Source organism: Sinomonas soli (assembly GCF_054782415.1).
Genome location: NZ_BAAGSN010000035.1, coordinates 1 through 11,794, shown reverse-complemented (window position 1 = coordinate 11,794; position 11,794 = coordinate 1). Strand labels below are relative to the sequence as shown.

Genomic DNA, 11,794 nt, shown 5'->3' with positions numbered 1-11,794 from the left:
TCGGGGCGGCGCGGCTCAGGAGAGCTCCGACATCCTCGAGCTGCGCCGCCACCGGACGGCGTCCCTCAGCGCCCTCGCGAGGCGGTCGCCGGTGATGCTGGCCAGGACGTAGCCGGACGCTCCGGCCCGGAAGGAGGCAGTGATCTCGCCAGGGCGGTCGCGGAGCGAGAGCATGACGCAGGCAATCATGGGCGCGGCCTCGGTGACCGCCCTGCAGATGTCGATCATGCTCTCCCCCGCGAGGCCCAAGGAGATCAGGCACACATCCGGGGCCGCGGCGGCGACGGTCCGCACCGTCGCCGCCGCAGCGCGGCACCGGCCGACGACCTCGAAGCCGGCGTCTTCGAGCACGTCACTGAGTGTGTCCCGTGTCAGGGCGTGGTCCTCGACGATGAAAACCTTCAGCCGGGCCCCCACCGGCCGATCATATTGCGGGCCCATACGGCTCTCCGTCTCACTCTGCAGAAGCACGTGCCCCGGCCCCCCACACCACACAGCCTGCTCCCGTCGTCGGGCGCCAGTCAGAGCCAAACGTCCCCTCCGGCGCTGCCCGAAAACTCCTATGCCAAAGGCGGCGATCGGAGGGAGAATGGGATGAGCGCAATGGCCTCAAGCATCCGGGACCTCCCCCGCGCAGTGAGCAGACACCCGTGGCCAACGCCCGCGGACCAAGGAAGACGACCATGCTTCCCCGAAGCAGACAGTCCCGCACCGCCCTCCACATCAGCAACGCCACGGCGTGGCCCGAGCACGAGCACGACCTCCCAGCATCCCCGGCGCGCTTTGCTCCGGCCCCGCACGACCAGCGCCCGCGCCTGCTGCGGGAACTGAGGCAGGTCGGCCTCGGGGACGCCGAGGCCCAGGCTGAGGCGGACCGGCTCCTGGCAGGAGACATCTGGAGCGGCTGAACACAGGCCGCCCCTGCTTGGGCCCTGCCAGCGCGGGTAAGGGTGGGTCGCCATCCCATCCCCGTCAGGAGGACCCATGACCGACACCCCCCGGACGCCGCAGCTCGACGACGACGCACTCACCAAGTACCTGCACAGTCACCTGATCGCCGGGAACTCGGGCAGGAGACTCTTCGAGGAGGCTGCGAAGGCGTGGGAGGGAACCTTCTACTCCTCTGCCCTGAGCAGGCTCGCCCGAGAAGTCAGCGAGGACGCCGACGAGCTCGAGCGAATCCTCCAGTCCCTCGGGCTGGAGCCCCGCGCCCACCGGAAGGCCATGGCGTGGGCCGCGGAGCAGACCGCGAAGCTCGACCCCCTCAATCCGACGCACGCTGCCTCTGGATGGGCGCGCCAGCTCGAACTCGAGTCACTCCTCACCGCCGTAGCCGAGAAGTCCCTCCTGTGGAAGGCCCTGCTCCTCCTCGCCGACCAGGGGCTGGGCGTCGACGCGGCACGCCTGGAGCAGCTGCACGAGCGCGCACTGCACCAGCTCAGCACCCTCTCCGAGGTCCTGCGGTCTACCACGGCGTCTAATTTCCGCGCTGCAGCGGCGGACTGAGCGCCGAGGCACGGGCCGCCGCAGCAGCACCGGTGCCGGCGGGCGTGGGCCGGAATCCGAGCTTGGCCAGCAGGGAGGAGAGGTGACCCGCGAGCGCGCCCTGCTGCAGGCCCAGCTCCTCGCAGATCTGCGCGTTGGTCCTGCCGTGCAGGATGAGGGCCAGGATCGCATTCTCCAGGGCGGTGGCGCCCAGCACAGCCTCCGCGGCCAGGGCGGCCCGGGCTGCCCGTGCCGCATCCGGTGAGTGCAGTCCGCCTCCTGTGGCCGCTCGCCTGATGGCTTCCGGCAGCCCGGCGGCGCGGGCGCTGTGCGGGACGAATCCCGCGGCGCCGGACAGGACCAGGCTGCGCAGGGCCTTCTCCTCCTCGTACGTCGTCAGGATGACGCACCGGGTCCGCGGGGCCGCCACGTGCAGAGCACGGCAGGCCTCGATGGCCGTCCCGTCGGGCAGGCGGTTCTCCAGGAGCGCAATGTCCGGGGCGAGGTCAGACACGGCCTGGAGCGCGGACGAGATCCTGCCGGCCTCCCCCACCACGTCGAAGCCCTCGTCGCCCAGCAGCTCCGACAGCGCCTGCCTGAGGAGCGCGTGGCCGCTGAGGAGGAACACCCGGACGGCGTCGCGCCCGGCTTCTGTCCTCGTCACCGGAGGGTTCATTCGACGCCTCCTGCCCGAACAGTCCGCTGCCTCACCGCCGCGCTGTTGGCTCAACGGCGGCCTTGGAGCACCAGAGTCCGTGATGCGGCCCCTCCGGCGCCAGAGCCGAGCGGCCCTAACCAGCAGGGGCGTCTCGTCTGCTCAGGCCAGGTCCTTGCCCTGACGGCGTGCTCGCTGGTCCCTCAGGATGATGCTTATCTGCCCATCGCGTGCCGAGTGTCTCCTGTGAGTCAGTCGGAGCCTTCGCTGATCCTCCCGTAGGCCGTCGCCTCGTCGATGACGGCCTGGACCCCGTCCGGGATGGACCGGATGCGCACCCCGTGGCGCCCTTCCGCCGCGGACTGCTCCATCACCGGCCGAACGGCCTCGACGACCGCAGGATCCTTCCCGTCCAGGTACCGCGCGTACCTCCTCGGCAGATCGGCCATGGTGTCCCCCTCGTATCAGCCAGTTGATATGGACCACGTCCCTTGCCGGATTACCTACCCATCCACGGCCCCGCCGAACAGAAACGCCGGGGCCGGCCGGAGAGCGGGCCGCTCCGCACTACCCGGCCGCACCGAAGAGCGAATCGAGGTGCTCCGCTCCCCGCACGTCCTCGAAGGCCCTGCGGTCGAGCTTGGCCCCCTTCTTCAGGACGCTGATCTCCCCGGTGGGCTCCAGGACCACGCAGGCGACGTCGGCCGGGTCCGCTATGCCGGCCAGCCGCAGCCTCGGCCAGAGGTCCCCCTCCACGAGATGGCTGCGCCTCAGGTTGCCGTGCAGGACCTCGGGGCCGGCCATGAGGAGCAGCGGGGGGCTGTCCAGCACCCGCCGTGGACGGGTGCGGCGCTGGACCTGCCCGGCGAGGGCGTGCATCAGGAACAGCGTCACGAGGGCCAGGGCGCCTCCGGCCAGGTCGGGCGTGTAGCCGAGGGCGGCACGCCCCACCACGGACCCGGCGGCGACCGCACTGGCCAGACCGTAGCTCGAGACCCTGGCCAGGGGGCCCTGTCCCAGAATCCTGACGAGGATGATGAAGGTCCAGTAGATGAGGGTCGTAGAGACCACCACCTCGACGGCCTGGGTCGGCGTGAGCGACAGCTGGCTCCACATCGTCGTCCTCCTTCTGGCGGCGGGCAGTCCCATGGCGGGCCGCCCCTCGCAGTAGCTACCCGCATCCGAGCAGCGGACACGCATCAGCTTGAGCCCGCGGGAGACCTCGCGGCGCCCGATGCCGTAAGCCCCTAGCGGAGGGCCTTGGACCGGCCTAGCCTCGGCGGCATCGTCCTCGTGCTCGCGGCAGCGAGCGGACTCGCTGCACCCCAGGCAGGGCCGCGAGGACGCAGCGCGGCACGTCAAGGATCCCGGCGGAAGGAACAGTTCCATGGGCGAGTACAGGATCGTGGTCGGGGTGGACGGATCCCCCGCCTCAGGGAAGGCACTCGAGTGGGCGATCGAGGAGGCCCGGCTCCGCGGGGGAACCCTTCGCGTCATCACGGCGTGGCACTACCCGGTCCTCGGCGACGCCGCCGGCGCCGGCCCTGACGTGGAGGTGTTCCGGCAGAGCGCGGCGGATGACCAGGCGGCGCTGCTCTCCGTGGCAGGCGGCGACCGCAGCGCGCTCAGCGCGGAGGTGATCGAGGGCAGCGCGGTCACGGTCCTCCTCGATGCGGCGCGGGAGGCGGACCTGCTGGTCGTCGGCTCACGCGGCCACGGCGGCTTCGCCGGGCTGCTGCTGGGCTCAGTGTCGGCGCAGCTCGTCCACCACGCCCCGTGTCCGGTCCTTGTGGTGCGGGAGAAGGAAGGCGGGCGCGGGGCCCAGCCCTAGGCGGGCGCCGCGCAGACAGTACGGCCGCGGGCCGACAGCGGGTGGCGCCGTCGGCCCGCGGCCGTGTCAGGGTGCTTCGGGGCTCAGCGTCCGAAGATGCGGGAGAAGAACGCCGAGACGGCGCTGGGCTCGTTCTCGTGGCCCTGGCAGCGCTGGGAGTTCGGGACTCCGCGCATCACCTGCTGGACGTGCTGGCCGCAGCCGGCCCAGGTGACTTTTCCGCATTTCCTGCAGGTGACCTGACGGCACATGGGGTGTTCTCCTTCTCTAGGGTTCCTGCCGTGGCAGGGGGACTACTTGGTGATGGCCTGGATGGCGACATAGACGGCCACGAGCAGGACCAGGCCCGCGAAGCCGCGCTTGAGGACGTGCTCGGGCAGCCTGCGCCCGAAGCGGCCGGCCACGAGCGAGGCGGCCATGGCGGCGACGGCGAAGGCGCCGATCACTGCCCAGTCGAAGTGCATCTCGCCGACGTGGGCGGCGAGGCCCGCGAGCGAGTTGATGACGATGATGACGAGCGAGGTGCCCACGGTCATCGCCATGGGGAGCCCGAGCACGAGCGCCAGGGCGGGGACGATGAGGAAGCCGCCGCCGACCCCGAGGAGTCCCGTGAGGAACCCCACCACGGCGCCGGTCGCGATCGCCTTGGGCAGGCAGGACCGCCAGTTCACCCCGCCCGTCGGAAGCGCGCAGGATCCGCCCACGGCCTCGGTCTTCCGGAGCATCCTCAGGCCCGCCACGATCATGATCGCGGAGAACGCGAGCAGGAGGACCTTCTGGTCCATGATCCGGTTCACGGCCGCGCCGAGGTAGGCGGTGGCGGTGCCGGCGGCCCCGATGATCAGGGCCAGCCGCCAGTTGACGCCGCGGCGGACCCTCGGCAGGACGGCGACGGCGGAGGACGCGCCGACCACCACGAGGGAGCCGGGGATCGCGGCCGCGAGCGGCACGCCCACCCCGTACACGAGGGCGGGCACGGCGAGGATCGACCCGCCGCCGCCGACGAGCCCGAGGAGCCCGCCGACGACGGCGCCGAACGCGAGCGCGGTCAGGATCACCGGCTGTCTCCGAGCCGCTGGAGCGCCTGGTGTGCCGTGGGCTCGCTCGCGGAGCGGTTCCACGGCATCTTCGAGAGCATCGCGCCCATCGCGCAGCTGTTGGTCGCCGCGGAGAAGGTGAGGCCGGCGCCGATGCCGCCGGCCACAAGCCGGAGCTTGGGCGAGACGAACCGGCCGCCGAGGATGCTGGCCAGCACGAGTGAGCCGGCGGTCATCCGGACCTGCCGCTCGAGCGCCCACGTCTGGGTTCCGCGGACGACGTCGCCTCCGGCTGCGGCGAAGGCCGGGACGCCGCCCTCGAGCACGCTGGCGCCCGAGAGGCCGACGGCGGCGAGCCGCTTGCGGGCCTGCTCGGCGCGTGCTCCGGACTGGCAGACCAGGACGACGCGCGTGCCCATCCGGCTGGCGAACTCCTCGGTGTGCTCGCTCAGGAGGGGCAGCGGCACGTGGTAGGAGCCCCGGATGTGGAGCGAATCGAACTCGGCGCCGCTGCGGACGTCCACGACCATGAGGTCGTCGTGGCGGGCGGCCCACTCCTTCAGGGTGGCGGGTGCGACGGTGGCGGGCATGGCGGTGGTGCTGTCGGTCATGTCTACTTTCGTTCTGGTGTGCTGGTCGCCTCGGTCCGAGGCGGTGTGCGGGGGCGGATCAGGTGGTCGGCAGGCCGGCGGACTCCCAGGCGAGCATGCCGCCGACCATCGTCTGCGCGGAGTAGCCGGCTGCGGTGAGCTGGTCGGCCGCGGCGGCGCTGCGCCGGCCGCTGCGGCAGACGGCGATCACTGGGCGGGAGCGGTCGAGCTCGTCCAGGCGCGCGCCCAGGTCGCCGAGCGGGATGTGCCGGGCGCCCGGGATCATGCCGTCGGCAAGCTCTGCTGCCTCGCGCACGTCGACGATCTGGGTATCGCCGTCGAGCTTCTCGGCGGTCTGCTGGGGGGTGATCTCCATGGGTCTGTCCTCTCGAAGGGGAAGGGTGGGTGTCAGCGGCAGGGTTGGGAGGTCGCGCGCGGGGCGCGGAGGGTCAGTGCGTAGAGGCCGAAGGCCGCGAAGACGGCGACCAGCCCCACTCCGACGAGCCCGGTGTCGAGGCCGGCCAGCACCGCCAGGGGCCCGCTGTGGACCTCGAGCAGCTGCGCGGCCACCGAGGCGATGCCGGCGGCACCGACCACGAAGGCGACGGCGACGGAGACTGCCGTCACGGTCAGGTTGTACGCGGCCTTGCGGACCGCGTCCCCCGCGGCCCAGCGGTAGATCCGGCTCATGGCGATGCCGTCCGCGCTGTCGAAGAGCGTCATGCCGGCGGTGAAGAGCAGGGGCAGGGCCAGGGCCGCAGCGGGCGGCACGCCGGGGCCGAGGGAGCCCGCCGCGAGCAGCCCCACCGAGGCTGCGGTGTCCAGCCCGAGGCCGAACAGCAGCCCGGTCGGGTACATCTTCCACGGGGCGTCCACGAGGCGGGCCAGCGGGCCCAGGACGCGGAAGACCACGCCGCGGGAGTCGAGCTGGCGCTCCAGCTCTGCGGGGTCGACCGCTCCGCTGCGCGCCCTGCGCAGGAGTTCACCCAGACCCCGCAGGGCGGGGATGTTGAGCGCGCCTGCCAGGAGCAGGAATCCCCCGGAGACGGCCGCGCCCCACAGGGAGGCTCCCTGCCGCAGGGGGGATCCCTCGTCGGAAAGCCCGTCGGAGAAGGCTCCGACACCGGCCAGGACGAGCGCCACGGCGCCGACGACGACCGTCGAATGGCCCAGCGCGAACCAGAAGCCGGCCGAGACGGGTGCCCGTCCCGAGGCGACCAGACGCCGGGTGGCGTTGTCGATCGCGGCGATGTGGTCGGCGTCGAACGCGTGCCGGATCCCGAGCGCGTAGGCGCCCGCCCCGAGCCCGGCCACGAGGGCCGCGCTGCCGCCCCCGGCGCGGAGGGCGGGCAGCGCGATCGCGGCCAGGAGCCCCCACCCGGCCACGTGCAGGGCGAGGACCGCCAGGCCCATCCGGGCCAGGGGCGCCCGGTGCCCGCTCGTGCGCTGTGCAGGAGTCGGCATGGTCTTCCTCTCGGTTCTCGTCCTCGCGGTCAGGGGGTGCTAGGCCGCGACGGGGAGCCCGGCGGCTGCGGCGCGGTCGAAGGCGTCGTCGATCTGGACGACGTCATGGCCGGCGCGCTCGAGCAGGCTGGCCGCCACGCCGGAGCGGTAGCCCGAGCCGCAGTGGACCCAGAGGCGCCCGGCCGGGACCTCGTCGAGGCGGTTGAGGAGCTCGTGCAGCGGAATGTTGACGGCGCCGTCGATGCGCGACGCCTGGTACTCGTCCGCGCGGCGCACGTCGAGGATCACCTCGCCCGGCTGGCGCTGGGCCAGCATGCCCTCCCAGTCCACGCGGGGGTAGGAGGACACCGCGGCATCCGGCGCGAGGGCGCGCGGGTCCTCGCCGAGGGCCGCATCCGGGGAGTCGATGCCGATCCGGGACAGGTCGCGGATGGCGTTCTCCACGTCCTCGCGGGAGCCCACGAGGGTGAGCTTCCTGTCGTACGGGAAGAGCCAGCCGAGGTAGGTGCTGAAGCTGCCGCCCGTGCCGTACTCGAAGCTGATGGTGCCCTTGAGGTGCTCGGAGGCATAGGCGACCCGGTTGCGCAGGTCGACCACCCACTCGCCGGCCACGAGCCGCGCGCGCAGCTCCTCGGGGTCGAGGGACTCGGGCACGCTCAGGTCCGGCTCGCCCGGCCCGGCGGAGTTGCCCGGGCCCATGTGCACGTAGTAGCTGGGGTAGGCGGTCAGATTGGCAATGAGGTCGCTGACGAAGTGCTCCTCGTCGGCGTCCGTGTAGACGTGGTTGGTCTGGAACTGCTCGCCGAGGGTCGAGCCGCCGGCCCCGGTGGCGGGACCGGAGGAGCAGAACGAGCCGAAGCCGTGCGTCGGGTACAGCTCCGCCTTGGCATCCGCCTCGTCGGCCAGGCGCCGGGCGGAGGCGTACTGGTCGTGCGTGAGGCCCACCATGTGCTCGCGGCCCAGCAGGTCCGTCCGGCCCACCGAGCCGTAGAGGACGCTGCCGCCCGAGAAGACGGCCTGCTGGTCGCCGTGCGAGACGACGAAGGAGAGGTGGTTGTGGGTGTGGCCGGGGGTCGCCACGGCCTTGACCGTCAGCTCGCCGACCGCGACGGTCTCGCCGTCCGCGATGGGGGTGCGCTCGAAGGAGACCTCGTCGGCGGCGTTCACCAGGTAGGCGACTCCGTGCTTGCGCGCGTAGACCAGTCCGCCCGTGAGGTAGTCGTTGTGCATGTGGGTCTCGGCAACGTGCGTGACCTCGACGCCGGCCTCGGCGGCGGCGGCCTCGACGCGGTCGATGTCACGCTGGGCGTCGATCACGAGGGCGCTCCTGCCGTCGTGCACGAGGTAGCTGCGGTCGCCGAGCTGCGGGGTGTCGATGACGATGACGTCCATGGTTCGTTCCTCCCTGAAGTCCGTGGGGCCGTTTCCGGCCTAGATCCAAAATACCTAGGGGGGTATTTCGAAGTCAAACGGCACTGCGGGCGGAGCGTTCAGATGCGCACGTAGGCCCACCCGTCCCACTGGCGCCGGGCGAGGTGTCCGACAGCTGCGGGCACGGTGCCGACGCCGGGGGCGAGTTCGCCCTCGGCGACGCCGGCGGAGCGCAGGCTGTTGCCGCAGGCGAGGACGCCGACGCCCGCCGCCGTGAGGTCGCCCAGCTGGCCGGCCGGCCCGGCCGCCTCCTTCAGCAGCACCACGGCCGGTCTCTGGACCACGAGCTCCACCCGGGCACCGTCGCCGAGATCGGCCGCCGCATTCAGCGCCGTGCGCATCGCGGCCGGGAGCCACGCCTCGGGCGCGGGGCCGGTGCCATGGACGACGAGCCCGGGACGGGGCGCAGCGGATTCATGCATGGGGATACCCCTCTTCCCGCCCAGCGTGCGGCCGGGCGTCGATGACTGGTGCAGCTCAGGCAAGGGTGAGGAACAGCCGGCGCAGCTCCTCCATCGTCAGGCCGGTGCCGTCAGGGTTACCCGGGGTGCTCGCGCACTCTCGCATCGCTCCGGAGATCAGCTCGAAGCCGGCATTGTCCAGGGCGCCGCGGACCGCGGCGAGCTGCGTGACGACAGCCCGGCAGTTCGCCCCCGACTCGACCGCGTCGATGACGGCCCGGAGCTGCCCATGGGCACGCTTGAGCCGGTTCGCGAGCCGATGCAGCTCGACGGACTGGGGCAGGTCCTGCGCAGCAGGCCCGTCGACCGAGACGCCCTTCATGGTGGTTCCCCTTCCCGTGTGGCGCCGGACAGCCCGGCGCCTTTCACAGGATAATACCCGGTAGGGTATCCTGACCAACCTCTCGGGCAGCGGTCAGTGCGAGCCCGGCTTGATCAGGCTCTGCGGTGGAGCATCGAAGTCGCCGTGGTCGTAGAACCCGAGGACCTTCTTCATGTAGACCGCCCACTGGGGGCCAGCGATGTACGCCCCGTCGACGACGGGGTAGTACTTGCCGTTGACCGTCACGTTCCGCCCGAGGCGGGCGGCGCTCCCGTTGAAGGGGTCGCCGAAGAACGACGCCGTCGCGAGGCCCTTGGTGTAGCCGACCACCCAGGTCTGGTTGTTGTACTGGTTGGTGCCGGTCTTCGCCGCGTCCGGGACGCCGAGCTTCTGGGGGATCAGTAGCCCCGAGCCCTTCTTGATGACGTCCTGGAGCACGTTGGTGGCCGCCTTCGCGGCGTCGGGCTTCAGCGCGCCGGCCTGGCAGGACGGGTCCCGGCCGCCGATCCTGTTGCCCTTGGCGTCGTCGACCTCGGTGACGGACAGCGGCGCGCAGTAGGTGCCGTCCGCAGCGAAGGTCGCGAACGCGTCCGCCATCGTCAGGGGCGCGACGTTGGAGGCCCCCAGGATGTTGCCGAGCACGGACAGGTCCAGCTTCTTCCCGCCGCCCGCACCGTCGTGGAGGCCCATGGCGTCCGCGGCACGCTGGATGTCGCAGAAGTCGTCCAGCGCCGCGGCGGAGGCGAAGGTGGCGGTGTTGATCGACTGGTAGATGCCCTCGCGGACCGTCATGGGGCGGTACCAGCCGGGCTCGTCGTTCTGGAGGTCGACCGACCCGGGCACCGCGGAATCGAAGGATCCGCTCACGTGCCCGCAGGTGGTCTTCCACGGGTACCCGGGCGGGTACCGCCGCTGGGCTGCGTTGACGATCTGGTCCGTGGGCTTGCCCTCGTCCAGCCACGCCGCGAGCGTGGCCGGCTTCATGGTCGAACCCGGCTGCATCCCGCCCACTCCCCCGAGCGGGTTGCCGGCCGGGTCCGTGCGGTCCACGTTGAAGTTGTAGGCCGTGACGAATCCGGTGCCCTGGCCCGCAAGCACCCGGGAGTTCTGCGCCATGGCCAGGACCTTGCCGGTCCCCGGCTGCACGGTGACGAGGGAGGCCCCCCACTTGTCCGGGTTCGCCCCCGCCGTCGCGTCAGCCTGGGCCTGCGCCGGCCCCTGCAGGCGGGGATCGAGGGTGGTCCGGATCGTGAGGCCGCCGCGCTCGACCTTCTGCCTGCGATCCTCCGCGGTCGCACCGTACGCGGGGTCGTTGAGGACCTGGTGGAGCACGTAGTCGCAGAAGTAGGGAGCCTGCGCCGCGTAGGCACAGCCCTGCTGCGGCGGGCTCAGCTTGAGCTTCAGGGGCGCCTTGACCGCGGAGTCGTGCTGGGCCTTGGTGATGTACCCGTGCTGGAGCATCGCGTCGAGGACGAGGTTCCGTCGGCCCACGGCCCGGTCCGGGTAGGCCACCGGGTCGTAGTAGCCCGGCCCGTTCACCAGCCCGGCGAGAAGGGCCGCCTGCGGCAGGGTGAGGTCCTTGGCGTCCTCCGAGAAGAAGTACCGGCTGGCGGCCTGGACGCCGTAGGCGTTGCTGCTGAAGGAGACGATGTTCAGGTAGCCCTGGAGGATCTTGTCCTTCGATTCCTTCTTCTCCAGCGAGATGGCGAGCTTCATCTCGCGCAGCTTGTCGCCCACGCCCTTCTGGCCGTTCAGGACTACATCGGAACCCTGGCCCTGCGCCACGAGGTCTTCGTTGAGCACGTTCGTGACGTACTGCTGTGTGAGCGTCGACGCTCCCTGATGGGCTCCCCCGACGTCGCTCGCCAACGCGCGCAGGATGCCCATCGGGTCGATCCCGCCATGCTGGTAGAACCGGTAGTCCTCGATGGCGACGATCGCGTCGCGCATGCTCTGCGAGACCTGGTCGAGGGGCACATTGGTGCGGTTCTCGCTGAAGACGCTGCCGATCAGGGAGCCGTCCGCGGCCAGGATCCTCGTCACCTGCGCCGGCGGTGTGACCTCGAGTTCGCTCGGGAGGCTGTCGAAGAACTGCACCGACCCCTCCGCCGCCCCGCCGGCGAGAGCCACGGCGGGCGACATCAGGCCGGCAGTCAGGACTCCGCAGAGGAGGCTTACCGCCAGGAAGGACAGGATCCTCCCCACGCCGATCGAGGTGGAGCGGAGCACTTTCCTGCCAGAAGCCATGGGCGCCATGCTAGCCGCGTCTCATGGGAGGAGAGCTGGGCGTCCTCCCGGCTGCGCCGGGGTGCTGTGGTCCGGTGGGCTGCCCCGCTGTGTGGGGTCCAGCGCGGTTGTCCGGGTTTCAGGCGGCCATCTTGCGGCGCATGCGGTCCAGGAGCCGGCGCAGCAGGCGCGAGACCTGCATCTGCGACACCCCCAGCTCCGCAGCGATCTCCGACTGGCTCATCTCCTCCACGAACCGCAGCCGCACCAGCCGACGCTCCTGCTCGCTCGC

The 11,794-nt window shown here is 71.6% G+C and carries 17 protein-coding genes; 4 read left to right on the top strand and 13 right to left on the bottom strand.

Going from position 1 to position 11,794, the window contains the following annotated elements:
* Positions 1–15: 15 nt before the first annotated feature.
* On the bottom strand, positions 16–417 hold the full coding sequence (locus ACYVKZ_RS20650) for a response regulator (protein ID WP_460994349.1): 402 nt from the start codon (positions 415–417) through the stop codon (positions 16–18).
* Positions 418–683: 266 nt separating this feature from the next.
* Here ACYVKZ_RS20650 and ACYVKZ_RS20645 point away from each other — a divergent pair, with 266 nt between their 5' ends.
* Positions 684–908, top strand: a complete 225-nt coding sequence (locus ACYVKZ_RS20645; RefSeq protein ID WP_460994348.1) for a hypothetical protein — start codon at positions 684–686, stop codon at positions 906–908.
* A gap of 76 nt (positions 909–984) precedes the next feature.
* Positions 985–1,506 (top strand): hypothetical protein, encoded by a 522-nt coding sequence (locus ACYVKZ_RS20640; protein WP_460994347.1) that lies wholly within the window; start codon positions 985–987, stop codon positions 1,504–1,506.
* Here ACYVKZ_RS20640 and ACYVKZ_RS20635 read toward each other — a convergent pair.
* From ACYVKZ_RS20635 to ACYVKZ_RS20625, 3 genes are all read right to left on the bottom strand, one after another.
* Positions 1,478–2,161 (bottom strand): response regulator, encoded by a 684-nt coding sequence (locus ACYVKZ_RS20635; RefSeq protein WP_460994345.1) that lies wholly within the window; start codon positions 2,159–2,161, stop codon positions 1,478–1,480. The genes ACYVKZ_RS20640 and ACYVKZ_RS20635 overlap by 29 nt on opposite strands.
* A 230-nt stretch (positions 2,162–2,391) precedes the next feature.
* On the bottom strand, positions 2,392–2,589 hold the full coding sequence (locus tag ACYVKZ_RS20630) for a hypothetical protein (RefSeq protein ID WP_307004373.1): 198 nt from the start codon (positions 2,587–2,589) through the stop codon (positions 2,392–2,394).
* A gap of 118 nt (positions 2,590–2,707) precedes the next feature.
* Entirely contained in the window at positions 2,708–3,256 is a 549-nt protein-coding gene (locus ACYVKZ_RS20625) for a DUF421 domain-containing protein (protein WP_460994342.1), read from the bottom strand.
* A 271-nt stretch (positions 3,257–3,527) separates the two neighbouring features.
* Between ACYVKZ_RS20625 and ACYVKZ_RS20620 the strand changes: the two genes are divergently transcribed.
* Entirely contained in the window at positions 3,528–3,971 is a 444-nt protein-coding gene (locus ACYVKZ_RS20620) for a universal stress protein (protein WP_460994340.1), read from the top strand.
* Positions 3,972–4,067: 96 nt separating this feature from the next.
* Complete coding sequence (locus ACYVKZ_RS20615) at positions 4,068–4,214, top strand: hypothetical protein (protein WP_307004735.1); 147 nt, start codon at positions 4,068–4,070, stop codon at positions 4,212–4,214.
* Positions 4,215–4,264: 50 nt separating this feature from the next.
* Here ACYVKZ_RS20615 and ACYVKZ_RS20610 read toward each other — a convergent pair whose 3' ends face one another.
* The 9 genes from ACYVKZ_RS20610 to ACYVKZ_RS20570 form a co-directional block, all read right to left on the bottom strand.
* A complete protein-coding gene (locus ACYVKZ_RS20610) occupies positions 4,265–5,029 on the bottom strand; it encodes a sulfite exporter TauE/SafE family protein (RefSeq protein WP_460994338.1) in 765 nt (254 codons plus the stop codon).
* Positions 5,026–5,619 (bottom strand): rhodanese-like domain-containing protein, encoded by a 594-nt coding sequence (locus tag ACYVKZ_RS20605; RefSeq protein WP_307004376.1) that lies wholly within the window; start codon positions 5,617–5,619, stop codon positions 5,026–5,028. The genes ACYVKZ_RS20610 and ACYVKZ_RS20605 overlap by 4 nt, the downstream gene beginning before the upstream one ends.
* 58 nt (positions 5,620–5,677) lie before the next feature.
* Positions 5,678–5,974: a rhodanese-like domain-containing protein gene (locus ACYVKZ_RS20600; protein WP_460994335.1), complete on the bottom strand. Its 297-nt coding sequence runs from the start codon at positions 5,972–5,974 to the stop codon at positions 5,678–5,680.
* Positions 5,975–6,006: 32 nt separating this feature from the next.
* Positions 6,007–7,062: a HoxN/HupN/NixA family nickel/cobalt transporter gene (locus ACYVKZ_RS20595; RefSeq protein ID WP_460994333.1), complete on the bottom strand. Its 1,056-nt coding sequence runs from the start codon at positions 7,060–7,062 to the stop codon at positions 6,007–6,009.
* Between the two features lie 39 nt (positions 7,063–7,101).
* The gene (locus tag ACYVKZ_RS20590; RefSeq protein WP_460994331.1) at positions 7,102–8,454 is read right to left on the bottom strand and encodes an MBL fold metallo-hydrolase; all 1,353 of its coding nucleotides are present in this window, start codon (positions 8,452–8,454) and stop codon (positions 7,102–7,104) included.
* 98 nt (positions 8,455–8,552) lie between these two features.
* Positions 8,553–8,915 (bottom strand): DsrE family protein, encoded by a 363-nt coding sequence (locus ACYVKZ_RS20585; protein WP_460994329.1) that lies wholly within the window; start codon positions 8,913–8,915, stop codon positions 8,553–8,555.
* A 55-nt stretch (positions 8,916–8,970) separates the two neighbouring features.
* A complete protein-coding gene (locus tag ACYVKZ_RS20580) occupies positions 8,971–9,276 on the bottom strand; it encodes a metal-sensitive transcriptional regulator (protein WP_460994327.1) in 306 nt (101 codons plus the stop codon).
* 93 nt (positions 9,277–9,369) lie between these two features.
* Positions 9,370–11,523 (bottom strand): transglycosylase domain-containing protein, encoded by a 2,154-nt coding sequence (locus tag ACYVKZ_RS20575; RefSeq protein ID WP_460994325.1) that lies wholly within the window; start codon positions 11,521–11,523, stop codon positions 9,370–9,372.
* A gap of 118 nt (positions 11,524–11,641) precedes the next feature.
* The coding region (locus ACYVKZ_RS20570; protein ID WP_460990958.1) for a sigma-70 family RNA polymerase sigma factor at positions 11,642–11,794 on the bottom strand (153 nt) is incomplete at its 5' end.

Excerpts from the sequence above, each read along its gene's own strand:
- ACYVKZ_RS20645 (WP_460994348.1), top strand. The coding sequence starts at position 684 with ATGCTTCCCCGAAGCAGACAGTCCCGCACCGCCCTCCACATCAGCAAC.
- ACYVKZ_RS20575 (WP_460994325.1), bottom strand. The coding sequence starts at position 11,523 with ATGGCTTCTGGCAGGAAAGTGCTCCGCTCCACCTCGATCGGCGTGGGG.
- ACYVKZ_RS20640 (WP_460994347.1), top strand. The coding sequence starts at position 985 with ATGACCGACACCCCCCGGACGCCGCAGCTCGACGACGACGCACTCACC.
- ACYVKZ_RS20620 (WP_460994340.1), top strand. The coding sequence starts at position 3,528 with ATGGGCGAGTACAGGATCGTGGTCGGGGTGGACGGATCCCCCGCCTCA.
- ACYVKZ_RS20625 (WP_460994342.1), bottom strand. The coding sequence starts at position 3,256 with ATGTGGAGCCAGCTGTCGCTCACGCCGACCCAGGCCGTCGAGGTGGTG.
- ACYVKZ_RS20605 (WP_307004376.1), bottom strand. The coding sequence starts at position 5,619 with ATGACCGACAGCACCACCGCCATGCCCGCCACCGTCGCACCCGCCACC.
- ACYVKZ_RS20600 (WP_460994335.1), bottom strand. The coding sequence starts at position 5,974 with ATGGAGATCACCCCCCAGCAGACCGCCGAGAAGCTCGACGGCGATACC.
- ACYVKZ_RS20580 (WP_460994327.1), bottom strand. The coding sequence starts at position 9,276 with ATGAAGGGCGTCTCGGTCGACGGGCCTGCTGCGCAGGACCTGCCCCAG.
- ACYVKZ_RS20590 (WP_460994331.1), bottom strand. The coding sequence starts at position 8,454 with ATGGACGTCATCGTCATCGACACCCCGCAGCTCGGCGACCGCAGCTAC.
- ACYVKZ_RS20615 (WP_307004735.1), top strand. The coding sequence starts at position 4,068 with ATGCGGGAGAAGAACGCCGAGACGGCGCTGGGCTCGTTCTCGTGGCCC.
- ACYVKZ_RS20630 (WP_307004373.1), bottom strand. The coding sequence starts at position 2,589 with ATGGCCGATCTGCCGAGGAGGTACGCGCGGTACCTGGACGGGAAGGAT.
- ACYVKZ_RS20585 (WP_460994329.1), bottom strand. The coding sequence starts at position 8,915 with ATGCATGAATCCGCTGCGCCCCGTCCCGGGCTCGTCGTCCATGGCACC.
- ACYVKZ_RS20635 (WP_460994345.1), bottom strand. The coding sequence starts at position 2,161 with ATGAACCCTCCGGTGACGAGGACAGAAGCCGGGCGCGACGCCGTCCGG.
- ACYVKZ_RS20595 (WP_460994333.1), bottom strand. The coding sequence starts at position 7,062 with ATGCCGACTCCTGCACAGCGCACGAGCGGGCACCGGGCGCCCCTGGCC.